This is a genomic window from Dolichospermum sp. LEGE 00240, from assembly GCF_015207875.1.
GTDB lineage: Bacteria > Cyanobacteriota > Cyanobacteriia > Cyanobacteriales > Nostocaceae > Dolichospermum > Dolichospermum gracile.
Genome location: NZ_JADEVZ010000009.1, coordinates 75,389 through 100,945, shown reverse-complemented (window position 1 = coordinate 100,945; position 25,557 = coordinate 75,389). Strand labels below are relative to the sequence as shown.

The 25,557-nt window shown below is 38.9% G+C and carries 21 protein-coding genes; 12 read left to right on the top strand and 9 right to left on the bottom strand.

Going from position 1 to position 25,557, the window contains the following annotated elements:
• Window positions 1–119 precede the first annotated feature (119 nt).
• From lepA to IQ226_RS05145, 3 genes are all read left to right on the top strand, one after another.
• Window positions 120–1,931 carry a translation elongation factor 4 gene (gene lepA, locus IQ226_RS05155; protein ID WP_193892927.1) on the top strand — a complete coding sequence of 604 codons (1,812 nt, stop codon included), beginning with the start codon at window positions 120–122 and terminating at the stop codon, window positions 1,929–1,931.
• 300 nt (window positions 1,932–2,231) lie between these two features.
• Window positions 2,232–3,518 (top strand): FAD-binding oxidoreductase, encoded by a 1,287-nt coding sequence (locus tag IQ226_RS05150; RefSeq protein WP_193892923.1) that lies wholly within the window; start codon window positions 2,232–2,234, stop codon window positions 3,516–3,518.
• A gap of 61 nt (window positions 3,519–3,579) precedes the next feature.
• Window positions 3,580–4,932, top strand: a complete 1,353-nt coding sequence (locus tag IQ226_RS05145; protein WP_193892920.1) for a (Fe-S)-binding protein — start codon at window positions 3,580–3,582, stop codon at window positions 4,930–4,932.
• 169 nt (window positions 4,933–5,101) lie between these two features.
• Here IQ226_RS05145 and IQ226_RS05140 read toward each other — a convergent pair whose 3' ends face one another.
• The 3 genes from IQ226_RS05140 to IQ226_RS05130 form a co-directional block, all read right to left on the bottom strand.
• Window positions 5,102–5,425 (bottom strand): DUF5615 family PIN-like protein, encoded by a 324-nt coding sequence (locus IQ226_RS05140; protein ID WP_193892917.1) that lies wholly within the window; start codon window positions 5,423–5,425, stop codon window positions 5,102–5,104.
• A 1-nt stretch (window position 5,426) separates the two neighbouring features.
• Window positions 5,427–5,645, bottom strand: a complete 219-nt coding sequence (locus IQ226_RS05135; RefSeq protein WP_193892914.1) for a DUF433 domain-containing protein — start codon at window positions 5,643–5,645, stop codon at window positions 5,427–5,429.
• Between the two features lie 79 nt (window positions 5,646–5,724).
• Window positions 5,725–6,387: a class I SAM-dependent methyltransferase gene (locus IQ226_RS05130; protein WP_193892911.1), complete on the bottom strand. Its 663-nt coding sequence runs from the start codon at window positions 6,385–6,387 to the stop codon at window positions 5,725–5,727.
• 152 nt (window positions 6,388–6,539) lie between these two features.
• Here IQ226_RS05130 and IQ226_RS05125 point away from each other — a divergent pair, with 152 nt between their 5' ends.
• The 8 genes from IQ226_RS05125 to IQ226_RS05090 all read left to right on the top strand — a co-directional run bounded on the left by IQ226_RS05125 (window position 6,540) and on the right by IQ226_RS05090 (window position 17,105).
• Window positions 6,540–7,739 carry a S8 family serine peptidase gene (locus tag IQ226_RS05125; protein WP_193892908.1) on the top strand — a complete coding sequence of 400 codons (1,200 nt, stop codon included), beginning with the start codon at window positions 6,540–6,542 and terminating at the stop codon, window positions 7,737–7,739.
• 194 nt (window positions 7,740–7,933) lie between these two features.
• On the top strand, window positions 7,934–10,405 hold the full coding sequence (locus tag IQ226_RS05120) for an NACHT domain-containing NTPase (RefSeq protein ID WP_193892905.1): 2,472 nt from the start codon (window positions 7,934–7,936) through the stop codon (window positions 10,403–10,405).
• Between the two features lie 117 nt (window positions 10,406–10,522).
• On the top strand, window positions 10,523–11,461 hold the full coding sequence (locus IQ226_RS05115) for a phosphoribulokinase (RefSeq protein ID WP_193892901.1): 939 nt from the start codon (window positions 10,523–10,525) through the stop codon (window positions 11,459–11,461).
• Between the two features lie 124 nt (window positions 11,462–11,585).
• The gene (radC, locus tag IQ226_RS05110) at window positions 11,586–12,317 is read left to right on the top strand and encodes a DNA repair protein RadC (RefSeq protein ID WP_193892898.1); all 732 of its coding nucleotides are present in this window, start codon (window positions 11,586–11,588) and stop codon (window positions 12,315–12,317) included.
• 341 nt (window positions 12,318–12,658) lie between these two features.
• Entirely contained in the window at window positions 12,659–12,913 is a 255-nt protein-coding gene (locus IQ226_RS05105; RefSeq protein WP_193892895.1) for a SemiSWEET transporter, read from the top strand.
• A 16-nt stretch (window positions 12,914–12,929) separates the two neighbouring features.
• Window positions 12,930–14,579: a radical SAM protein gene (locus IQ226_RS05100; protein WP_193892892.1), complete on the top strand. Its 1,650-nt coding sequence runs from the start codon at window positions 12,930–12,932 to the stop codon at window positions 14,577–14,579.
• Window positions 14,580–14,670: 91 nt separating this feature from the next.
• Entirely contained in the window at window positions 14,671–15,750 is a 1,080-nt protein-coding gene (locus IQ226_RS05095; RefSeq protein WP_193892889.1) for a 4-oxalomesaconate tautomerase, read from the top strand.
• Between the two features lie 26 nt (window positions 15,751–15,776).
• Window positions 15,777–17,105 (top strand): APC family permease, encoded by a 1,329-nt coding sequence (locus IQ226_RS05090; RefSeq protein ID WP_193892886.1) that lies wholly within the window; start codon window positions 15,777–15,779, stop codon window positions 17,103–17,105.
• 267 nt (window positions 17,106–17,372) lie between these two features.
• Here the strand turns inward: IQ226_RS05090 and ureC are convergent, their stop codons facing one another.
• Window positions 17,373–19,079 (bottom strand): urease subunit alpha, encoded by a 1,707-nt coding sequence (gene ureC, locus IQ226_RS05085; RefSeq protein ID WP_193892883.1) that lies wholly within the window; start codon window positions 19,077–19,079, stop codon window positions 17,373–17,375.
• A gap of 226 nt (window positions 19,080–19,305) precedes the next feature.
• Between ureC and IQ226_RS05080 the strand changes: the two genes are divergently transcribed.
• A complete protein-coding gene (locus IQ226_RS05080) occupies window positions 19,306–21,999 on the top strand; it encodes a pentapeptide repeat-containing protein (protein WP_193892880.1) in 2,694 nt (897 codons plus the stop codon).
• Window positions 22,000–22,068: 69 nt separating this feature from the next.
• Here IQ226_RS05080 and IQ226_RS05075 read toward each other — a convergent pair whose 3' ends face one another.
• The 5 genes from IQ226_RS05075 to IQ226_RS05055 are packed head-to-tail and all read right to left on the bottom strand — an operon-like array spanning window position 22,069 to window position 25,455.
• Complete coding sequence (locus IQ226_RS05075; RefSeq protein ID WP_193892877.1) at window positions 22,069–22,374, bottom strand: urease subunit beta; 306 nt, start codon at window positions 22,372–22,374, stop codon at window positions 22,069–22,071.
• A gap of 14 nt (window positions 22,375–22,388) precedes the next feature.
• Window positions 22,389–23,045, bottom strand: coding sequence for a DUF4276 family protein (locus IQ226_RS05070; protein WP_193892874.1), 657 nt, complete (start codon window positions 23,043–23,045; stop codon window positions 22,389–22,391).
• Window positions 23,042–24,232, bottom strand: a complete 1,191-nt coding sequence (locus IQ226_RS05065; RefSeq protein ID WP_193892871.1) for an AAA family ATPase — start codon at window positions 24,230–24,232, stop codon at window positions 23,042–23,044. The genes IQ226_RS05070 and IQ226_RS05065 overlap by 4 nt, the downstream gene beginning before the upstream one ends.
• A 41-nt stretch (window positions 24,233–24,273) precedes the next feature.
• Window positions 24,274–24,576, bottom strand: a complete 303-nt coding sequence (ureA, locus tag IQ226_RS05060; protein ID WP_193892869.1) for an urease subunit gamma — start codon at window positions 24,574–24,576, stop codon at window positions 24,274–24,276.
• A gap of 39 nt (window positions 24,577–24,615) precedes the next feature.
• Complete coding sequence (locus tag IQ226_RS05055; protein WP_193892866.1) at window positions 24,616–25,455, bottom strand: urease accessory protein UreD; 840 nt, start codon at window positions 25,453–25,455, stop codon at window positions 24,616–24,618.
• Between the last annotated feature and the right edge of the window lie 102 nt (window positions 25,456–25,557).

Genomic DNA, 25,557 nt, shown 5'->3' with positions numbered 1-25,557 from the left:
AGACTTCCCCCTGCCCCCTGCCTCTTCCCTCTTCCCTCTTCCCTTATTACCTCAAAAAGCATTAAAATACATGGAGTAAATAGCTTTCACTTTGGTTTGCTTTAGAGCAAAGATGGTATATGACTGACGTTCCCGCAGATCGCATTCGCAACTTTTGTATTATTGCTCACATTGATCACGGGAAATCAACTCTCGCAGATCGGTTGCTACAGGCTACTGGGACTGTAGAAGATAGACAGATGAAAGAGCAGTTTCTCGATAACATGGATTTGGAACGGGAGCGCGGCATTACAATTAAGCTGCAAGCTGCCCGGATGAATTATACTGCCAAAGATGGTCAGCAGTACGTTCTCAATTTAATTGATACTCCTGGTCACGTAGACTTTTCCTATGAAGTGTCTCGTTCTCTTGTGGCTTGTGAAGGGGCATTGTTAGTTGTGGATGCGTCCCAAGGCGTAGAGGCGCAAACCCTGGCAAATGTGTATTTAGCTCTAGAGAGTAATCTAGAAATTATTCCGGTTTTAAATAAAATTGATTTACCAGGAGCAGAACCAGAGCGAGTAATTGGCGAAATTGAGGAAATTATTGGTTTAGATTGCAGTGGTGCAATTTTAGCTTCAGCGAAAGAGGGAATTGGCATTGCTGAGATTTTAGAAACAATTGTCGAACGAGTTCCCCCACCTGCTGACACGGTGAATGAAAACCTGCGAGCGCTGATTTTTGATAGTTATTATGATAGTTACCGAGGTGTAATTGTTTATTTTCGGGTCATGGATGGTACTGTCAAAAGAGGCGATCGCATCTACTTAATGGCATCCGGTAAAGAATATGTCATTGATGAATTAGGCGTACTCTCTCCCACCCAAAAGCCAGTTGAAGAACTCCATGCCGGAGAAGTAGGTTATTTAGGTGCAGCCATTAGAGCCGTAGCTGATGCCAGAGTCGGAGATACCATTACCCTATGCAAAAACAAAGCCACCGAAGCCTTACCTGGTTACGCAGAAGCCAATCCGATGGTATTTTGTGGAATGTTCCCCATAGACGCAGATCAGTTTGAAGACTTGCGGGAAGCTTTAGAAAAACTAGAACTCAATGATGCCGCATTACAGTATGAGCCAGAAACCTCCAGTGCCATGGGTTTTGGTTTCCGTTGCGGGTTTTTGGGACTACTGCACATGGAAATCGTCCAGGAACGCTTAGAACGGGAGTATAACCTAGATTTAATCATTACTGCCCCCTCAGTGGTTTACAAAGTGGTCACCATCAAAGGGGAAGAACTGTACATTGATAATCCTAGCCGCTTACCCGCACCCAATGAACGCGACAGAATTGAAGAACCCTACGTCAAAGTAGAAATGATTACCCCCGAAATCTACGTCGGTTCTTTAATGGAGTTGTCTCAAAACCGTCGCGGTATCTTCAAAGATATGAAATATCTCACCCAAGGACGGACCACACTCACCTATGAATTACCCTTAGCCGAAGTTGTTACCGACTTTTTTGATCAAATGAAATCTCGTTCTCGCGGTTACGCCAGTATGGAATATCATCTGATTGGCTACCGCGAAAATCCTTTAGTAAAATTGGATATCATGATTAACGGTGATCCAGTGGATTCCCTAGCCATGATCGTTCACAGAGATAAAGCCTACAATGTCGGTAGATCAATGGCGGAAAAACTCAAAGAACTAATTCCCCGTCATCAATTCAAAGTCCCCATTCAAGCTTCCATTGGCGCGAAAGTTATCGCCAGTGAACATATCCCCGCCATGCGAAAAGATGTGTTAGCTAAATGCTACGGTGGCGACATCAGCCGCAAAAAGAAACTATTGCAGAAGCAAGCCAAAGGCAAAAAACGCATGAAAGCCATAGGTACTGTAGATGTACCCCAGGAAGCTTTTATGGCTGTATTGCGTCTAGATAAAGGCTAACGTAGGGGCGGGGTTTCCCCGCCCTAACTGTGGGTTTCCCGTCCCTAATTTTATGACTTTGTTCCCTGGTGCGAAATATAATTCATATTAAGTAAGTAGGCGTTAAAAATATAAGATAGACCTAACCCTCCAGCCCCCTTCTCTGGTAGGGAAGGGGGAGTCAAAGCCTCTCCAGTAATAAAAGTAATTCCTTTCCCCTCTCCTAAGAGGAGAGGGTTAGGGAGAGGTTTGGAGAGTGGTCTTATATTTAATTATGCCAAGCTACTTACATTAATTAAGAAGGATATGAAAAATACACTGATGAATTCAATAGCATCTACCTTAACTTCTATTCTCAGCCCTGAAACCTCTATTATATCGTGGGAAAATCTTACCCCCACCCAACAGCATCATATCCAACAAGGGATAGACTCCAAAAGCCAACCCAGTTGCGTCATTTATCCCCATAACCAAGCAGAATTAGCCGCAGTGATAGCGATCGCCAACAGTCATCAATGGCGCGTTCTCACCTGTGGTAGCGGTAGTAAAATCAATTGGGGTGGTTTAGCTAAAAATATTGATATTGTTGTCAGCAGCGATCGCATCAACCAACTCATAGAACACGCAGTTGGTGATTTAACTGTCACCGTCGAAGCAGGGATGAAATTTGCCCAGCTTCAAGAGATTTTAGGTAAACATAACCAATTTTTAGCACTTGATCCGGCTTTTCCTGATTCTGCTACCATAGGCGGTATCGTTGCTACGGCTGATACAGGTTCTCTGCGTCAACGTTATGGTGGTGTGCGTGACCAACTTTTAGGGATAACTTTTATCCGCGCAGATGGACAAATCGCTAAAGCTGGGGGACGAGTTGTCAAAAATGTGGCTGGTTACGACTTAATGAAATTATTTACTGGCGCTTACGGTACATTAGGAATTATCAGCCAAGTCACTTTTCGAGTTTATCCGATTCCTGAAACTTCGGGAACAGTGATATTAACTGGGAAGCCAGAAGCCATATCCCAAGCAGTAAGAACTTTACAAGGTTCGGAATTAACACCAACTCAAGCAGATTTATTATCAAGTAAGTTAGTTACTAATTTGGATTTGGGGACAGGAACAGGTTTAATTACCCGGTTTCAAAATATTAATGAAAGTGTCCAAGAACAGTGCAAACGACTATTAGCAATTTGCGAAAAATTGGGTTTACATGGGGTAATTTATTCAGGAAATAATGAAACTGATTTATGGCAACGATTACCAGAACAAATACATTCTCATGTTACGGAATCTACGATTACCTGCAAAATAGGAGTATTACCAACTGCGGCGGTGGAAATTATCAATCAAATAGAAGTTGGTTTAATTCACATTAGTAGTGGTTTGGGTTTGGTGCGTTTAGAAAATCAAAAGCAGATTTTGCCTTTGCGAAATTTATGTCAAGCAAATTCTGGTTTTTTAAGTGTTTTATCTGCACCTGTTGAGTTCAAGGAAAGGTTTGATGTTTGGGGGTATACTGGTAATGGGTTGCAGGTAATGCGCCGCATTAAGGAACAGTTTGACTCTCAAAATATTTTAAGTCCTGGTCGGTTTGTGGGTGGGATTTAAGTTTTAATAAACGAACCACAGAGGCACAGAGGTCACAGAGGTTAAGAGGGGAGGAATATAAATGCAAGTTTCGGAAGGTTCGGTGAATAATAATACTGCTAGTATTAAGAATTTAAAGGGTTTTGATGGTAATTGTCCACCTGATGCAAAGTTAATTGATAGTTGTGTTCATTGTGGTTTTTGTTTGTCTACTTGTCCTAGTTATCGGATATTAGGAAAGGAGATGGATTCTCCCAGGGGACGTATCTATTTAATGGATGCTATTAATGAGGGTGAAATTGCTCTCAATACGGCTACTGTTGAACATTTTGATTCTTGTTTGGGTTGTCTGGCTTGTGTTTCTACTTGTCCTTCTGGTGTCCAGTATGATAAGTTGATTTCGGCTACTAGACATCAGGTGGAGAGGAATTATAGTCGCAGTTTACCTGATAAGTTGGTTCGACAATTGATTTTTTCTCTGTTTCCTAATCCTGATCTTTTAAGAATTTTACTTTTTCCTTTATTAGTTTATCAAAAATTAGGAATTTCTAAGTTATTACAAGCAACTGGGTTAATTAAGGCTATATCTCCCCGGTTAGCTGCTATGGAATCTATTTTACCGGAAATTACTCTTAAATCTTTTCAGGATAATTTACCAGATATCATCCCAGCGAAAGGTGAAAAAAGATATCGCGTGGGTGTAATTTTAGGATGTGTGCAAAGGTTGTTTTTCTCTGGTGTCAATGAAGCGACGGTAAGAGTTTTAACTGCTAATGGTTGTGAGGTGGTAATTCCTAAATCTCAAGGTTGTTGTGCTGCACTTCCTGAACACCAAGGACAAACGGAACAAGCTAAAACATTAGCAAGACAAATGATTGATAGTTTTGCTGATACTAATGTTGATTTTGTGATTATTAACGCTGCTGGTTGTGGTCATACTTTGAAGGAATATAGTCATATTTTAGCAGATGATCCAGAATATGCCGAAAAAGCGAAAATATTTGCAGCTAAAGTGAAAGATTCACAGGAGTTTTTAGTTAATGTGGGTTTAACTGCTAAACTTTCACCTTTGACTGAGAAAAATATCAATTTAGTTTATCAAGATGCTTGTCATTTATTACATGGTCAAAAAATTAGTGTTCAACCCCGTCAACTGTTAAAACAAATTCCCGGTGTGACTTTAAAAGAACCCATAGACGCAGCTTTGTGTTGTGGTAGTGCGGGGGTTTATAATATGTTACAACCGGAAGTAGCGGAAGAATTAGGTAAACAAAAAGCTGAGAATTTGTTAAATACTGGCGCAGATTTGATTGCTTCTCCTAACCCTGGTTGTAGTTTGCAGATTAGTAAGTATTTACAGGGGAAAACTATTTCTGTTATGCACCCAATGGAATTGTTAGATTATTCAATTCGGGGGGATAAATTGGAGATTTAGAAAAATATAATATCCATATTCCTCAATACGATTCGGTTAAACGAAAATCCCAACTTTTGTAATTATAAAAGATTTATTCTTGCATTCTGTTGTTGAGAATAATATCAATTATTAATTTTATCCGCACCGTATTGAGGGCGATACCTTCGGTGTGGTTCGTTGTTCCTTATCATTCAAGACTAACAACTACAGCTTGACCCTTTACTAAGGTAGATAAAATATCTACAATCTTGGGAACTAAAGGTTTCAAATCAATTAGTCTATTAGAAGATGCTTGTAAAACAACTACAGCAATATTGAACTGAGACAAATTTTGCTGAAAAGATAAATTTCTGTCAACCGTAATAAAAACATCAAATTCCTGTTCTACTAAAGCCAGTAGTTTACCATTTTTAGTTCCCGCCCATCCCATTTGGGGAACTGTTTTGATTTCATAACCGACAAATTCCTTAGTTAACTTGCGGTCAATACATTCATCTAGAAGCAGTTTCATCCTAAGCTACCTTGTTAATCATTTCTTTTCCTGCTTCTTCTAAGAATGTAATGACTTGTTCCCTAGTAACAGTGGGAAAACCATCTAAAAAATCATCTATTGAGTCTCCTGCTTTTAAATAATCTAAGAGTGTTTGTATAGGAACTCTTGTTCCCGTAAAAACAGGAGTACCACTCATAATTTCAGAAGAGACACTTATAACTGAAGGATGATTGGACATTGTATTTGATATTTTCAAGTTATATTCTTAGTCTAGCTATAAATAGGACTAAGCGCGATTCCTGCGCTATCTATTCGGACTAATTTTTCATCGCTAAGGTTAATCCGTCGGCTATGGGAACTAAACTCAGGGTAATGCGGGAATCTTCATGTAATTTGCGGTTTAAAGCCCGAATTTTATTAGTTTGATTATCCTGGATTTCTGTGTCTGCAACTTTACCTGACCACAACACATTATCAATGGCAATTAGTCCACCTGGGCGAATTAATTCAAGACATCTTTCATAATAATTATCATAGTTACCCTTATCAGCATCTATAAAGGCAAAATCAAATGTTCCCGTTTCCCCGGTTGTTAATAAATTATCTAATGTTTCCAATGCTGGGGCAATATGCAAATCAATTTTATCAGCTACTCCCGCGTCTTGCCAATAACGTCGAGCTACACTGGTATACTCTTCACTAACATCACAGGCGACTATTTTACCATCTGCGGGTAAAGCCAAAGCCACTACTAAGGAACTATAGCCAGTAAATACACCGACTTCTAAGGTTTTTTTTGCTCCTATCAACTTAATTAATAATGCCATGAATTGCCCCTGTTCAGGAGATATTTGCATTATAGACCTGGGCATTTGAGCGGTTTCTTGACGCAGTTGGGTTAAAATATCCGCTTCTCGCAGGGAAACTGAAAGCAAATAATCATATAGGCTTTGTTCTAAACCCAGGGTTTGTTTTGTCATAATTTATGTTTATTAATTATTTTATGATAGTTCTTCCTTATCGAGTTTATGATAACAAATTTAAAATCGAATGTCAACCCCTAAATCCTCTTTTAAACCGACCTTTACTCTAGTAATATGTTGTATGGCAATTGTTTGGTAAGGGGTTCTTGATGACTGTTTATATTATTCGTCCGAAAACAACATCGGTAGCACGTTCTTTAAAATTAGCATCGAGAAAATTTACTCCTGAAAGTCGTCCCTCACAAGTTGCAGAAGTGGTGAATTTTTGGCAAAAAGATTCTGGATATCAAGAAATAATTAGTTATTTAGAAGATACAGATACAATTAGCGAATATCCAACTTATTCAAATATTACAGGTGCTAAAGTTGTTGATATACCTGATGAAGAAGTTGAACAACTACGGCAAGATTTACCTAATGCTTTAATTTTACGGGATTTGCCAATAGAATTAATTAAACCACAAAAAAGTACGGCAGTTTCTAAAACCACTCTCACCACAGATGATCTTTGGCATTTAGAAGCCATATCTCTGAATTTAGCACGTCAAAAGGGATTTACAGGCACAGGGAAAAATATCACTGTTGCTGTTTTGGATACGGGAATTGAAGCAACCCATACAACATTAGCAGGAAAAGTAGTTGCTTCCTACAGTCTGAATAATAGAACACAGCAAATTCAAATTATATCTCCTCAAGATACAGAAGGTCATGGTACTCATGTTGCGGGGTTAATTTGTGGACAAGAAGTGGGAGTAGCACCAGAAACTCAACTCATTAGCGGAACATTAACACCGGGAGGTACAGGTAAATTATCAGATTTATTTTTATGGTTAGACTGGTTAGCAATGCAACCGGAGGTAAATATAGTCAATATTTCCGCAGGTATTCCCACATTTATTGATGAAATTAGCGATTTAATTGACTCTTTATTAGCCGTAGGTATATTACCCGTTTGTGCTGTGGGTAATGATGGTATGAATAGAAGTGATACACCCGCTAATTGTCGAGGTTCACTTTCTGTAGGTGCGATAAATTCCAATTATCAAGTTGCAGCTTTTAGCGGTAGTGGCACAATAGCAATTAATAACCATCAATATCAAGTTCCTTATGTAGTTGCACCAGGGAAAGGTGTTTATTCTAGTGTTATGGGTGGAGGATATGAAGCATGGGATGGAACATCAATGGCAACTCCTATTGTTTCTGGTGTGGCTGCGTTAATATTAGAGAAATATCAAACAATTACATACCTTGATTTATTTGATGCACTGCTTTCTACTTGTAAAGATTTGGGACTGGATAAAGAACGTCAAGGTAAAGGTTTAGTTCAAATACCAACTGCACTATACTAAATACGGTTGGGAAATAGCCTTGGCGAATGTAATTCACGGAACCACACAAACAAAGTCCGCCTGTGCGGACTAAGGAAAAATCAAGGATTTGAAACCCACGCAGGTGGGTTTTGCCTGTGTAGACGCGGTTTCTAACCGCCTGTTTGACTAAACCCCTACGGTAGAATCAAATTATTCAGCCGTTTTGAGTATATATGAACCTTAAAGAAGACCAAATTACTAAAATTGATCCTTTGCTGGAAGAATTTTTAATGAATGCAAGGGGTGATGAAAAAATTCGGGTAATTATGACATTGGGTGATGAAAATCAACTCAGGAATAATCAAAGTATTTCAAATCTTAAACCTGCTGATTTTCCATCACCTATAGCATACCGACAAGCATTAATTGAGCGGCGAAAAAATCAACTTTCTCAGGTTATAGGTGACACAATTCAAGAATTACAAAATTTGTCTTTAAAACCTATAGGTGGAACAATGAGCCGTGTTGTAGTTGTTGAAGGTTCGGCAACAGATATATTAAATTCATTAGAATTATCTGGCATAAATAATGTTAGTTTAGATCAATTGGTGGGATTACCAGAAGTTGCATCTGATGAAGCAGTTAATCATTTTGCTGAATTGTATATCGAAATGTTTGAAATTGAATTGTATATCAAAAATCTAGAAATTAAATCAGACAAGAAAACCAAAAAAATAATTTATCAAGCTTCTAAACAATACATTCTTAATTATCAGAAACGATATAATCGGTTGCGAGTTTTGGGAATGTCTCAACCTGTAAATTTAGATGATATTTATACAGAAGTCCAATGTTTAGAACCTGATGAGATTAGAAATTTTAAATCAGTAACAGCATTAGAAGAAAATTATCGCCAAAATGGTAGTCGCAGATTGACTAATGAAAAATCTGCAAGACGAAATGGAATGACAATTGCTAACCAATATGCACATTTAATGATATTGGGACAACCGGGTGCGGGTAAGTCTACATTTTTAAGAAAAATAGGACTAGAAACACTTAAAGGTAATTCTGGACAAATTCAGAATCAATATATTCCAGTTTTAATAGAACTAAAACAATTTACTGGAAATGAAGTTAATATTTTTAATATTATTACAAATGAGTTTTTATCTTGTCAGTTACCACGAGCAAAAGAATTTACTTATCAATTACTCAATCAAGGTAAATTATTACTTTTATTTGATGGATTAGACGAAGTACCTAGTAGAAATTTTGAATTAGTTATTAATAAAATACAACAGTTTGTTAAGAAAAATAAGCAGAATAAATTCGTTATTTCTTGTCGAACGGCTGCTCATCGTCAAAATTTCAAAGATTTTAAAGAATTTATTATTGCGGATTTTAATAATATGCAAATTCAACAGTTTATTAATAACTGGTTTTATTCAGAAGTTGATAAACAATTAGGGACTGCGGAAAAATGCTGGAATAAAATTAATAGTGAAGAAGCTACTAGGGAATTGGCTAGAACTCCCTTATTATTAACTTTTTTATGTTTAGAATATGATGAATCTCAAGATTTACCCAAAAAGAGAGCTACATTATATGGTAATGCTTTAGATATTTTATTGAGAAGATGGGCATCTGAAAAAAGATTACCTTATGAACCAGTTTATCGTCAAATTGGGATTGATTTAGAAAAAATCATGTTGGCAGAAATTGCTTATCATAATTTTTCATCAAATAAGTTATTCTTTTCTCAGCAAGAAGTTTTAAATCGAATTCAAAAATTTCTATCTAATAATGATAATGCACCGAAAAATTTAGATCCTGGGAAAATATTGGATGCTATTACTATTGAACAGGGAATTTTAGTCGAACGTGCTAGAGATGTTTATTCTTTTTCTCATTTGACGCTACAGGAATATTTAACAGCCCAATATATTGATGATTATCGCTTAGTTGAAAAATTAGTGACTGAACATCTGACAGATAAACGCTGGAAAGAGGTATTTTTATTAGTTGCGGGAGTTATGCGGGGTGGTGCAGATGATTTATTGTTGTTGATGGAAAAGGAAGTACAAAACTATATCAATACCCCAAAATTACAGGCTTTATTAAATTGGGCGGAAGAAGTCACAGTAGGATCTCAAGGTGATTATAAACCAGTTGGGAAACGTGCAGTTGCGATCGCCTACGCCTACGCTAACGCCAACGCCTACGCTAACGCCAACGCCTTCGCTAACGCTAACGCCTTCGCCAACGCCAGCACCCTCGCCCTCGCCTACGTCAACGTCCTCACCCTCGCCCACGCCCACGACCTCGCCTACGTCAACGTCCTCACCCTCGCCCACGCCATTTATAACATCGGTGAAATTGAAAAATTACAGATATTTAATCAAAAACTCAACTTTACTGTGTTACCTGCTCAACTAGTAGAAACACTAAAAGCTAAAATACCTGATGATAAACAACCAAAAGAAATACATCAAGCTTTTGCTAAAACATTGATAGAAACCTTACTCAAAAGTTTTAATCTCACCCCAAAAATGGTTAATTTATCTGAAGAAGAAATCAAAGACTTAGATAAATACCTCTACGCGAATTACTTAATTATCCAATGCAAAGAAGCGGCGGTGCGGGTATCACCAACAACATGGGAAGCAATAGAGGCGCGGATGTTGTTAGTGGGGAATAATTAAAATCTGGGGAGTTTGTGTAGAGATGTTGCAAAGATAGGATTTTCTAAAAAAAGGGCTTATTTGCCCCCTAAAATTAAAGATTATTCTATAAACTTACTCGCGTCAGAGGAGGTATTCATGAGCCGTCCAATTATTCTGGGTATTGTTGGTGATAGTGCTGCTGGGAAAACAACTCTGACTAGAGGGATTGCTCAGGTACTAGGTCCAGAAAATGTGACTATTATCTGTACAGACGATTACCACCGCTATGATCGCACACAACGGGCAGAAATCGGCATTACAGCCCTGCATCCTGATTGTAACTATCTGGATATCATGCAGCAACATTTATCGCTATTACGGACAGGACAGGCGATTCTGAAGCCGGTTTACAGCCACTCTACAGGGACTTTTGAACCACCGCAATATATCAAACCCAGTAAATTTGTGATTATTGAAGGGTTACTAGGTTATTCTACCCGTGTAGCCCGTGATGCTTATGATGTTAAAGTCTATCTTGCCCCTCCTGAACCACTTCGCGCTGATTGGAAGGTGAAACGGGATACTCAAAAGCGCGGTTATACTCCAGAACAGGTATTAGCGGAGTTAGACAAGCGCGAACCAGATTCAGAAAGGTATATCCGCCCTCAGCGGCAATGGTCGGATATTGTAGTCAGTTTCTATCCTCCCAGTGATGAAATTGATAACACAAATGGACGTTTAAATGTGCGCTTGGTGCTGCGTCCTTCGATTCCCCACCCTGATTTTACGGAAATTATTCACGCTGGTCGTAGTGATTCCCAGTCAGCTATCCGCTTGGGACTAGATAGAGATATGGGAAAACCGGTGGATGTTTTGGAGGTTGACGGTCATGCAACATTGGAACAGGTGAATAAAATAGAACGCATTATGTGTAATGATATGCCGTATTTAAATAGTGTGTGCGATCGCGAAAGTAATCCAGAATTGGGTAAAATTGCGGGTACAACTGGAGAAACACTGCAAAGTTATCCCCTGGCACTAACTCAGTTAATTATTACCTATCATATGCTCAAAGCTACGCAAATTTACCAATAAGTAATTCCGGGTAATCTCTACAAAAATTAAAGATTTTGTCAACGCGGAATAATTGTGTCCAAAAATAAGAGATAAATAAAGATGGCTCTACCCAATTATTCCCAATTCAAAATCCCCAATTGGTATGACTTATTGCCTGAGAATAGCCGATTTACCGGAAAATGAACGCCCTCGTGAAAGGTTAATGACTCACGGACCGAAGATTTTAGCCACAGCGGAATTAATCGCTATTTTGCTGGGTACTGGTCAAGGACCCGGTAAACTCTCAGCCGTTGGTTTAGGGCAATATATATTACAAGAATTGGGTAAAGGTCAGTGTGATCCCTTAGCTGCTTTACGAAATGTCTCCCCCGCTGAGTTAATGGAAATTCCCGGTGTGGGACCGGCAAAAGCGACAACTATTTTGGCAGCAATTGAATTGGGTAAACGAACTTTTTTATCTCGTCCCTCCGACGGAACAGTAATTGATAGTCCCATTGCTGCGGCTGCGGTGCTGAGTCAAGACTTGATGTGGCAAAATCAAGAAAGATTTGCCGTATTATTATTGGATGTGAAAAATAAGTTATTAGGCACAAAAGTGATTACAATTGGGACAGCAACGGAAACTTTAGCCTCGCCCCGTGATATTTTCCGAGAAGTCATTCGTCAAGGTGCCACACGGGTAATAGTTGCCCATAATCACCCTTCTGGTAGTTTAGAACCCAGTGAAGCAGATATCGAATTGACTCGTCAATTATTAGCCGGGGCAGAACTGTTAGCTATTGCCATTTTAGATCATTTAATCTTAGGTAATGGCACTCATCAGAGTTTACGAGAAATTACAACTTTATGGGATGATTATTCTCAAGTTGATTGATATTTCTACTTTGTTCGTTCGACCTGTACTAGTTCCTTCTCTGTGCGTGCATTGGGATTTTTGGGACGAATAACTCACAAGTAATAAGTAGGTGGGCGTTAAAAATTGTCGTTGGGGCAAGGGAACAGAGAACTCTTAACAGGGAACAGGAAGAGAGTTTTGAGTGATTTTACTTTTCTTCACATACCTTTAAATTTTTCTGTTCACCTACTTATCTTTTCCGAATCTAATGTGCAAACAACATGATCTAACAAAATTTTTTAACTGTTAATTTCTAGGATTGAGGCAAATATCTGCAATTAATGGAGTATAATCTGTAAAATCAGGAGATATTATTGAACATGGATTTGATCACCATTTTAGGATTAGTTGCGGGGGCATTAACTACTATTGCTTTTTTACCACAAATGTTCCAAATATGGCGTACAAAATCAGCAAAAGATGTTTCTTATGTGATGCTGATTGTCTTCATGAGTGGTTTGCTTCTATGGTTAGTCTATGGGATTACTCTCGGTGCTTTGCCCGTTATCATCGCTAATGGGGTGACATTATGTTTTAACTTGATTATTCTATGGCTTAAAATTAAATATAGATAACTCTACTAAAAAAGCTGTGACATCATCTGTATTTGACTGTGAACGCCTGCTGTTTACCCCCGCAACGCCCAATCACGATGCTATTCCCGTAATTTTCGCCTTTCCCAATGAGTACACGGTGGGGATAACTAGCCTGGGTTATCAGGTGGTATGGGCGACTTTGGCTATGCGTGATGATTTGCAGGTAAGTCGCTTATTTACTGATATTCGGGAACAACTTCCTAGACATCCAGAATTATTAGGTTTTTCGATGTCTTGGGAATTAGATTATGTGAATATTTTTAATCTTTTGGAATCTTTAGAAATTCCAATTCGGGCTAATTCTCGCCATCAAAATCATCCTTTAATTTTTGGCGGTGGACCAGTTCTCACAGCTAATCCTGAACCTTATGCGGAATTTTTTGACGTGATTTTATTGGGAGATGGTGAAAATCTGCTGGGTGATTTTATAGATACTTATAAAAAAGTCAGAAATGCTGATAGAGAAACTCAATTAAAAACCTTAGCCCAAGTTCCGGGAATTTATATTCCGAGTTTATATGTAATTGAATATATCACACCCGATGGAGAAATAAAATCAATTAATCCGATTTCGGCAGAAATTCCCCCCATTATCCAAAAGCAAACTTACCGAGGCAATACTCTTTCTGCCTCTACTGTTGTCACAGAAAAAGCTGCTTGGGAAAATATTTATATGATGGAAGTGGTGCGAAGTTGTCCCGAAATGTGCCGGTTTTGTTTAGCTAGTTATTTAACTTTACCTTTTAGAACTGCGAGTCTAGAAAATTCTTTAATTCCCGGAATTGAACGGGGTTTAAAAGTTACCAATCGTTTGGGTTTGTTGGGGGCTTCTGTTACTCAACATCCAGAATTTACAGAATTGTTAGATTATATTAGTCAACCAAAATATGATGATGTGCGGTTAAGTGTGGCTTCCGTAAGAACCAATACAGTTACAGTTAAATTAGCCGAAACTTTAACAAAACGAGATACAAGATCATTGACAATTGCGGTGGAAAGTGGTTCGGAAAAAGTGCGGAAAATTGTCAATAAAAAATTACATAATGATGAAATTATCCAAGCGGCTATCAACGCAAAAGCTGGTGGTTTATCTAGTTTAAAACTCTATGGAATGGTGGGAATTCCAGGGGAAGAACCCGAAGATGTGGACGCAACTGTAAAAATGATGGAAGACGTAAGAAAAGCTGCTCCTGGTTTGCGGTTAACACTGGGATGTAGTACCTTTGTACCCAAATCACACACACCATTTCAATGGTTTGGGGTAAATAAGCAAGCAGAAAAACGGTTGCAATTGTTACAAAAGCAAATAAAACCTCAAGGGATAGAGTTTCGACCAGAAAGCTATAATTGGTCAATTATACAGGCTTTGTTGTCGAGAGGCGATCGCCGACTTTCTCAATTATTAGAATTAACCCGTGATTTTGGCGACTCACTAGGAAGTTATAAACGCGCTTTTAAACAACTAAAAGGAAAAATTCCCGATTTAAATTTTTATGTTCATAGTAATTGGTCAACTGAGCAAATTTTACCTTGGAATCACTTGCAAGGACCCTTACCTCAATCTACGCTGATTAAGCATTTGGCAGAGGCAGAATTAAAAATTCAGGAGTCACCGAGTCAGCAGGAAGGAGGAACAAGAAGTTAAGCATAAATGTCACTAAAAAGCTGGCGACAAGGGAAGCGATCGCTGATAGATTGTATTATTAACACTCCCAGAACTAAAAAAGTTCGGTTATATGAAACAGTTAGCAATCCCATGTTTATTCTTCCGTAGCGGCACATCTCGTGGACCATTTTTTTTGCAGTCAGATTTACCAACAGAGGCAACTATCCGAGACAAGATAATTCTAGCCGCAATGGGTTCACCAGATGACCGCCAAATAGACGGAATCGGGGGAGCAACAACACTAACCAGCAAAGTAGCCATCTTCTCACCATCTCCACATTCTTGGGCTGATGTAGATTATCTCTTCGGTCAAGTGAGCATTAACAAGGCGGAGATTGATTGGAGTCCATCCTGCGGTAACATGGTTGCGGGTATTGGTCATGCTGCCATTGCCAGAGGTCTTGTCACCGCAACAGATCAGACAACCACTGTTAAAATCCGTAACCTCAATACCAATGCACTGATAGAAGCTATCATCCTGACCCCTCAAGGACAAGTTATATATGATGGTGATATGTCCATTGACGGTGTACCAGGGACAGCAGCACCAGTTTTACTCAACTTCATGGAAATTGTCGGTTCTAAAACTGGTCAACTTTTACCCACAGGCTATTGTCGTGAAGAAATTGAGGGAGTTGAGGTTACTTGCATTGATGTCGCCATGCCTATGGTGATAGCACGAGCTAATGATTTAGGTAAAACTGGTTATGAAACCAAGGCAGAACTCGATGCAGACACAGCTTTCTTAGCCCGAATTGCCAGAATTCGCCGCCTTGCTGGTGAACGGATGGGACTAGGTGATGTTACAAATAGTGTGATTCCTAAATTTGCGATTATTGCACGTCCACGTTATCAGGGAAACATTACCTCCCGTTATTTTGTCCCCAATGTTTGTCATAGCGCCCATGCCGTGACAGGTGCAATTTGTGTTGGTTGCTGTAGTCTCCTGAAAGGTTCTGTTGCCGAAGGTATTACTACTTCAATAGGTTCTGGCAATGAAATGGTGATAATTGAACATCCTACTGGAAAAATTGAGGTTTCTTTGGTGACAAGCAATCAAGGCTCGTCCATGATTGTTGAAAGTGCAGGTATTGTCCGAACTGTGCGGTTGCTCTTATCAGGTAATGTTTATGTATCAAGTCGCCTGTAGAATTAGATCAATTCAAAGGAAACACTATGTTAAATGAAAATCCGCCAAAGCAACTGAAACGAGAGTTAGATTGGCTGAGTGCGGCAATTATGGGATTAGCATCAGTTATTGGCGCGGGTATTTTTGTCAGTATTGGTCTTGCTGCTGAGATATCTGGTTCAGCGGCGATCGCTGCCTTAATTGTTGCCGGCTTATTAGCAGCTTGTAATAGTCTTAACCTCGCCCAACTAGCTGTTAATCATCCTGTTAGTGGTGGCATCTATGAATATGGTTATCAATACTTAACGCCCTGGTTAGGCTTTACCGGCGGCTGGATCTATCTTTTAAGCAAAACTGCTGTAGCTGCCACGGCCGCCCTGGGATTTTCTGGCTATCTTTTAAATAATCTCGGTATGACAGATGCTGGGATTTTAGTCCCTGTAGCGGAAACTGCTGTATTTTTGATCACTTTCATTGTTTTGGGGGGGATGCGGAGTTCTAAAATATCAACTATTGTAGTTGTTTCTATCACCATCCTGTCTCTACTTTGTTTAATTATTGTGGGGTTCTTTTTCTGCTTTACTCATGGGTTTGAGAAATTGACTTTTTCAGGTACAAATTCTCATGACTGGGCAATTAATTTTCTGCAATCAGTGGCTTTAATGTTTGTTTCCTATAATGGTGCTGCTCGCATTTCTATGGTGGGGGAAGAAATTGTAGACCCTAAAAAGAGCATCCCCAGAGCGATTATTTTCACTATAATTGCCACCATGCTCCTTTATATCTGCGTGGCAGTCATCAGTTTGGGATCAATTGGGTCAGATGCTTTTGCTGAGGCAACTAGATTGAATGCAGCACCTTTAAAAGCAGTAGCTGATAGTTTTGGTATTCCCTTTGTTGCTAATTTCTTAGCTGTTGGCGCTGTCACTTCTATGCTGAGTATCCTCTTAACTACGGTTTTGGGTGTATCTCGGTTGCTGTTAGCAATGGCACGTCGTGGAGATATGCCTAGTTTTTTTACCAAGCTGAATAGTGCGGGGACAACACCTGATTTAGCCGTCATCGCTGTGGGTATGATCATCGCCCTTCTTGTATTCATCGGTGATGTAAAAGTTACTTGGTCTTTTGGGACATTTGGAGCTTTATACCGAAGTGCCATTGTCAGTCTAGCCGCATTGCAAATCAGTAAGGAGGAACGGTTATATCCGAAATGGATATCTTGGTTATCTTTTTGGTCTTCGCTGTTGCTGGCTTTTTGTGTGGAATGGCACTACTGGTTAATTGGTCTGGGATTAATGGGTATTGGGTTGATCTGGCATTTTATATTTCGTCGAATCAACTCTAGAGAAAATCTTGAGGTAACATTAAAGGAATAGGCTCTATGGAAAATTAGGGGGTGAATTTGGAAACCAATCTCCTAAGCCACCATTTTTGAACTGTGTGGCATCTAACCCACATTCCGCACCCCCAGTGTCACAATCGGTTTTTTCTGATTTTTATCCCCACTTAATGTTGTATTTTGTACCAAAACCAAGAAATATTGGTAGGCGATAGCGAAGCGCTGCTGCAAGCAGTTCGCTAAAACCAAATCTCCAAACGACCAATTTTCGTTGTGTGACAGTTTAGGGTGCGGAAGGTAGGATCTAAAACAGAAAGTATCTTTGTGCCATTGGTAAAATGGTTGCTGGTTCACAAGTTAATAATTCACCGTCTGCACGAACTTCGTAGGTTTCTGAATCTACTTCAATTTCGGGTAAGGCATCATTTAATTTCATATCTCGCTTAGTAATTTGACGAGTTCCTGAAACTGCGATCGCTAATTTCCTTAATTCTAATTGTTGAGGAATTTCTCTTGCCAAAGCTGCTTGAGACACAAAAGTTAATGATGTGGCGTTTCTAGCACCAGCAAAACTGCCAAACATCGGTCGCATATATACAGGTTGGGGTGTGGGAATACTAGCATTGGCATCACCCATTTGCGACCAAGCAATCATACCTCCTTTAATGACAATTTCCGGTTTAACACCAAAAAAAGCAGGTTGCCACAAACACAAATCGGCTAATTTTCCCGCTTCCACAGACCCCACATATTCAGAAATACCATGAGTGATTGCTGGATTAATTGTATATTTAGCAACATAACGTTTGGCTCGTAAATTATCAGCATGACTATCACCAGCAAGACTTCCCCGTTGCACCTTCATTTTATGTGCTGTTTGCCAAGTCCGAATTATTACCTCACCTACCCGTCCCATGGCTTGGGAGTCGGAAGCAATCATACTAAACGCGCCTAAATCGTGGAGAATATCTTCCGCAGCGATCGTTTCCCGACGGATACGAGATTCAGCAAAAGATACATCTTCAGGAATTGCCGCATCTAAGTGATGACATACCATCAACATATCTAAATGTTCATCTAGAGTATTAACAGTGTAAGGACGGGTAGGATTAGTGGAAGATGGTAAAACATTACTTTGTCCACAAACCTTAATAATATCTGGTGCGTGACCTCCCCCAGCCCCTTCCGTGTGATAAGTGTGAATAGCACGATGTTTAAAAGCGGCAATAGTATCTTCCACAAAGCCAGCTTCATTGAGAGTGTCAGTGTGAATTGCTACTTGCACATCATACTCATCAGCAACAGTCAAACAAGTATCAATTGTGGCAGGATTTGTCCCCCAATCTTCATGAAGTTTTAACCCCATTACCCCTGCTTCGATTTGTTCTATCAGTCCTTGAGGTTGACTTGTGTTACCTTTACCTAAAAATCCTAAGTTGACAGGGAAAGCATCTGCCGCTTGCAACATTCGGTAAATATTCCAAGGGCCAGGAGTACAAGTTGTGGCATTTGTTCCTGTAGCTGGGCCTGTGCCACCCCCAATCATTGTAGTGATCCCAGAAGCGATCGCCACCTCAATTTGTTGAGGACAGATAAAATGGATATGGGTATCTATTCCCCCCGCAGTCAGAATCATTCCCTCCCCGGCTAAAGCTTCAGTTCCCGGGCCAATAATAATATCCACATTATCTTGAATATAGGGATTTCCGGCTTTACCAATTTTGTAAATTTTACCATCTTTAATGCCGATATCCGCTTTGACAATGCCCCACCAATCAAGAATTAAGGCATTTGTAATCACTAAATCTACAGCCCCATCATGATTAGAAATTGGGGATTGTCCCATGCCATCTCTGATGACTTTACCACCACCAAATTTTACCTCATCGCCGTAGGTTGTGAAATCTTGTTCGACTTCGATAAATAATTCAGTGTCAGCTAGTCTAATTTTATCACCTACTGTAGGCCCGTAGGTTTCCGCGTATGCGCGACGCTCCATTCTGTAAGTCATCTAAATCATCTCCTGATTACTTTTTAAGTCTGTCATATTTAGTTCTTTTGGGAATATTATCCAAAAGTTGGGAAATTGTCATAAAAACCCAATAATTATGATCACCAGCCATAATGGCAATTTATAAAAATAAGTAAACTATTGTCGCAATTACTTAATAAGTATGCTATTGAATACAATTAGCTAAGTTTAAATCTCTTTATCAAAATACACTCACTACATAATTATGCCTAATAATTTTTCCAGACGAAGACCAAATGTAAATATCCAACATTTAAAAAATATGACTGCGGGTAAAAACAAAGCACAAGATATAGAACATACACAAACAACAGAAATTACAAATACTGAACTATCACCAGAAGAACAAGCAGAAATTTTAGAATTAGAAACAGTTGTCAAGAATTTAGAGCATAGCTTTAACCAAGTTACTTCTATTGAAGATCCAGTCAAACAAGAGTACAAAATACTCCAAGAAGCTAAAAAACTAGATATCCCACCAGAAACTTATCGGCGGATGTTTGAAAGTTACTGCCTAGAATCAGGAAAAGTACTCAAAGAAGAAAAGTATTCCTGGCTCAACCCACTAAGGTTTTTAGATCAGCGACTGGGAGACTTTGTTAAATGGTGTGAAAATGTCTCTCTATATAGTCTAGCTACAGTAATTGGTCAATTTACGCTGTTAGCAGCAATGGGGGCTTACTTTATAGAAGCTCCCCAGAGAGAACAACAGGCTCTTGATGATGCTAGATTAGAAGTTAGAAATCAGAAAGGTGTTGAGCATTCTGACTCCAGAATAGAAGCTATAGAAAAGCTCAATAAATCTTGCCAAAGTCTATTAGGAGAATCGGCTCCCAAGGCCAATTTAGAAGGGATTGAACTGAATAAATGCTATAAATTTCAATTGGAATGGGCTGGTATTGCCCAATGGCCACCACAGTTTTACAGATATGAAGGAATTAACCTTTCCCGAATGGATTTGTCTGGCGTAAATTTAAGTGGAGCAAACCTTGAAGGAGCAAACTTAGAGAAAGCTAACTTAGAAGGCGCAAATCTGGAGAGGGTAAATCTAAAAAGGGCAAATTTGAAAGGAGCAAACCTTAAAGGTGCAGTTCTGCGGGCAGCTAATTTGGAGAAAGCCAATTTAGAGGAAGCGAATCTGGATAGCAGTCGTATGAGTCGTGTTTATTTAAGAGATGCCAATCTCTTGAAGGCATCAGTCATTAACTCTCGCTTGATATGGGCTGATTTGGAAGGAGCAAATCTTAACCAAGCAAATTTTCAAGGCTCTAATCTTAGTCGTGCTAATCTTCAAGGTGCGGATCTCTACAAAGCCAACTTTAAGGCAGCTTTGCTCCGCTATGCGGATTTAGGGAACGGAACAATTACAATTGGTACTGAATTCGAGCGTGCTAATCTCAAACGAGCTAAATTTTGGTCAGTAGATCAACTGAAACGATCTTATAACTGGGACAAAGCTGCCAAAGATAAAGATTGGGAAGCAAAAATTATTAAAGACAGCCCACAAAAGTATAAAGTCGGATTTATTGTTCCCAACGATAACTTAACTTATAAGTTATATCAACAAGGACTAGAAAGGCTGGCTAAGGAAAATAAACAAGTCGAAATCATCCCCATTAAGACAGGAGAAACAGTTGAAGCAGAAGCTCAAGGAATCAAACAACTGCTCACCCAGGATGTAGATGCAATCATCATGAGACCCCTAGATCCGGAAAAATCCGCAGCTACTATTCTCCAGGCTTATGTTTCCGGTGTGGTAGTTGTTAATATTGGTGATTGCTTGCCAAAAGAATCTCAGAAAGTTGTGTTTGCTTGTTATGAAAGCGATTCTTCCCGTATGGGTTACGATCTAGGAAGATATGTGGGAAATCAGGCATTAGACAGCAACAGGAACCAAATTAAAGAGCTAAATGTGGGTTTGGTAGATGGGACAGATTCAACCCGTCTTTATCCTTATTTACAGGGTTTTCTCAAAGGTATGAAAGACTCTAATACCAAATGGACTCAAACGGGAACGACGGATGCCAGAACCCCGCAAGATGTAGATAAGGTTAAGGCAATGCTCAAAGGCCACCCAAATATAAATGTTTTATGGGGAGGCTCAGAAATGACTACAGAAATTGCTCTCAAGGCAGTTAAAGAATTGGGTTTAGAGAAAAAGGTAAATGTATATGGGATTGTGCCTTTAACTCGAAGGTTGGCAAATATGCTCCTCGATCCTAAGCAATCGCTGCAATCAATTGTAGATGAAGCCCCCAGTTATGCGGCTAATGAGGCAGTTACGCACGCAATTAATGTGATCGAGAGGAAGATTTCTAGAGAATATAAATATGTGGTATTTCAGCATCGGTTACTGACTGTTAATGATCAAAAGAAAGTTAATGATTTAATTGGTGATGCGTTGGATTTAGAGAAAAACAGTCTCAAAAAACCAGTTCCACTTAAAGCTGGAGTTACTCTGATCCCTACGGAGATTCCATCAAGTTTAGATCCTGCTGTTGCTAATCCTCTACCAGCTATTAATGATCCTAAAAAGATCCAGAAGTTGCAAGAGGATCTGCAAAAACTAATTGTCCAGAATTGGCAAATATCTACCAAAAAAGAATCTACTGAAACATCTGCTAATTTTGATCGGGATTTGGTTTATCGAGTATTGGTAGATACGGAAGGGGCAGTTGTTTCCTATGAACCAATTGATAAATTAGCGATCGATCTACTGCCAACTACACCTTTACCCAAATTGCTATCTAAACCTGATGACGGTAAAGCCAAGGATGAGACTCTCATATTGCCTACTAAGCTGGCAATTAGTAAGCCTGTAACTGAATTTAAGGTTGTATTTAGTCCCAGCGGTAAAGTTGAATTAAAATGGGGAGAAAGTTTCTTAGCAGATGAGTAAAATTTAGGCTCAAACTTCCTTTTACAGAGTATGTATTTTGCCTACTCTCATTGCACGAGTTGAACTTTCTTAGAGATTCCCATTAATTTTGCCGTTGAATCCGTAGATTTGGCGAGTACCAACGAGGGGAATTAGAGTAACTTCTTTTTCGTCTCCTGGTTCAAATCTCACGGCTGTACCTGCGGGGATATCTAATCGCATTCCTCGTGTTTTTTCTCTGTCAAAAAATAAAGCGGTATTAACTTCGTAAAAGTGAAAATGCGATCCTATTTGAATTGGTCTATCTCCTGTATTTGCTACTGTTAATTTAGTCGTGGGACGACCTGCATTTAATTCTATTTCACCTGCTGGGGTAATAATTTCTCCGGGAATCATAGTTGTTTCCTACTTTAAAGGGTTTCTAAAAACTCTACAAACGGTCTGAAAGCTTGTGGACACAGTTCGGCTATATCTTGATATCTAGCATTTTCTAAAATTCTGCGTGCATCTACAGAACCTTTATACTTCTTACCACATTTTTGGAAAATTTCCTCTACAATATCTCTAGGTGGAACATTATGATTTTGCTCTTCAACTGGTGTTATCCATTTTATAGCAAGAGAATTAACACCAAGTATGCTCATTAGTTGGGATTCAGCAGCCAAAATTAAGGCTTCTAAATCATGTTTAAAGCAAAAGACTCGAAAACGCTCTTTTAAGCGATTGTCATTAATTCCTTTAGACTCTAATACCTGATTAAAATTATTTAAAATACCATTTTCTAGTTTTTCAATTGTTTCATGTTCAAATCCTTTATTTTTGGGATATAGGTCTGGTATGATTACCACAATTGAATCCGACTGATTGCAGATAATATTGACTGCTTTAATTGGTGTCTTTGTTAATAAATCTTTCTTAGCATCTCCTCCTTTATCATTATCATTTCCCTTAACTGCAAAAAATTTGATACTAATACCATCCTGTAATTTTTGGTCAATTAAAGGTGCTAATAGTGCCTCCATTGCATATTTATCAGATGTCCCTTCTACATAAATTTCAACTCTCATGGAAGTCTCTCTAATTCATCACTGCGGTGTAATTGTTCTATTTCATCTGAGCCAAAATCATCAAGCATATCAATTAATACTTGAGACTCACCAGGTTTAATAAACTTTGCTTCTCCATTTTCTTTTCTGAGTACAGCAATTTGCGAAATATCAAACTGTGTCAGAAAATAAGATGAGTGAGTAGCTAATAAAATTTGCGTGCGTTCAGAAGCTTTTTCAAATAAAGCAGCCAAAACAGGTAATGTCCGAGGATGAACACCTTGGTCTGGTTCATCAATACAAATTAAAGATGGTGGATTTGGGTGTACACACAAACAAATCCAGCAAATTAAACGCAAAATTCCATCTGATAAATCAGCAAGACTTAACTCATCATCAACACCTGATTCTTGCCAAAAAGCGATCACTTCTCCTGGTCCACCACGTGCTTTTACTGTTAAACCTTTAAAACCAGGAATTACAGAACGTAAATGTTGTTGTAATTCATCAAATGCTGGTCTATATTCAGTCATTAAAGAAAAAAGAACTGAACTCAAATTACCTGCATCTTCATGTAAAATTGGTTCTTGCTCAATGGGAACTGATTGACGAATTTTCTGATTTGCTATGTTGAAAGAATTATAAAATCTCCATTCATGAATATACTCACGTAAGTTATATAAGGCTTCCAGTGATGGATTTGTCATTGCATTTAGCGTCAGTTGATTAGAACGCTTTAAAGCAATATCTTGTGTTAATTTATCTGATGTTAATGTTGTAAGTCCTTTTTCTCCAGGTTCTCTAATCACACCTTTATTACCTTGAATATCCATATATATGTATGGACTACTGTATTTATCACTAAAAGGTTGAGATGATTCTACTCTTTCGTAGGAAACTTGAGTTCGACCAACCGGACCCATAAGTTCTCCTAGATATCTAATACCAATTGGAAGACCTGTATCAATTTCTATATCCCATTGAAATTTAGCTAGTCCAGGAATATGAAAAATCTGCTGTCCAATAGAACCAGAAATTATTTCGGGAGGAATATCATAATAAAGACTATCTCGCAAAAATTTGAGAAATTCAAAAAAACTTGATTTCCCTGCACCATTAGCACCAACAATAATTTCTAGTGGTTGTAATGGGGCTTGAAAATTTTTGAAAGGGCGATAACCTTGAATATTAACTGATCTTAATCTCATATTTTTTGCTGGATTTGTACTTTCTCCTATTTTAATCTTTTCTAATGAATGGGATTATGTACAGTTACCAACTTTGTGCCATCAGGAAATGTGGCTTCTACTTGAACATCATGAATCATTTCGGGAATCCCTTCCATAACATCATCACGAGTTAATAAAGTTGTCCCATAACTCATTAAATCTGCTACAGTTTGACCATCTCTTGCACCTTCTAAAATTGCCGCCGAAATAAAGGCAATTGCTTCGGGATAATTTAATTTTAAACCTCGATTTTTACGCCTTTCTGCCACTAAAGCAGCGGTGAAAATTAATAATTTATCTTTCTCTTGGGGTGTAAGCTGCATTGTTCCCTCCTCTGCGTTCTCTGCGTCTCTGTGGTTCGTTTAAATTTGCCATACTCTAGGAATACAATTACCACGATTTAGACAAGATACTCGTAACATTTGCCAGATATTTGTAAACCAACTTCTGACTTCTGATGTAGAATTACCACGATATCGGCACAAAAATCCATGTTGTAAGCGAGTTACCCCAGCATCAGAGTTTTGAATAATTAAAGACCGGGCTTGGTTGATGATTTCTGGAGATATGGGGAAACCAACGCCAACAAAACTACCAACAACGGGATTGTCTCTTAAACCATGAGGACTGTGAAATACTTGTTCGCTACCGGGGACGATTTGCCTATCAATCCATAATGGCATACCATTTTGCCAGATTTCCGTGTGCGATCGCATCTCTCCCTGGACAAATTTTTCTCCCCTAGCACTGCGGCCAAACCGGGTAATTTCCCAACCTAAATAACTGGCATCCGTAGCTAATTCTACCCGTAAATCTTGCCGATAAATCCCCCCATTAAATAAAATCGTTTCTTGGGGTAAATATTCTAAACAAGCATGAGTATCCACTTGGATATTTACGGTTTGTCTCCCTGGTAAGCCATTACTGCGATATATTTTACCAGCAGCGGCTGTAGTAATCAAGGCGTTTGTATCGGGTTGGAGGTGAATATGAGAGCATAGGCGATCGCCCCCCACAATGCCCCCAGCCGTATGTAAAATCACACTATGGCAAATTCCTTGTCCTTCCGGGTAAAAGGGGCGTTGTACCTTTAATGGGGCTTGATGGTGGTTATAAATTAACTGAGTGGAATCTTGGCGATGACCATAAACTAAGTTAAGTTGACCGTGCCAACCCCGTATCGTCTGAGACTTGTTAATCATTCAAGTATTTAAGCAAAATTAATTAGATCAAAGAATTAGATTTAATACAAGGTTAGCACCCCGTACTTACCCCAATATTTGAGGCAACCACAGGGGGTTTGC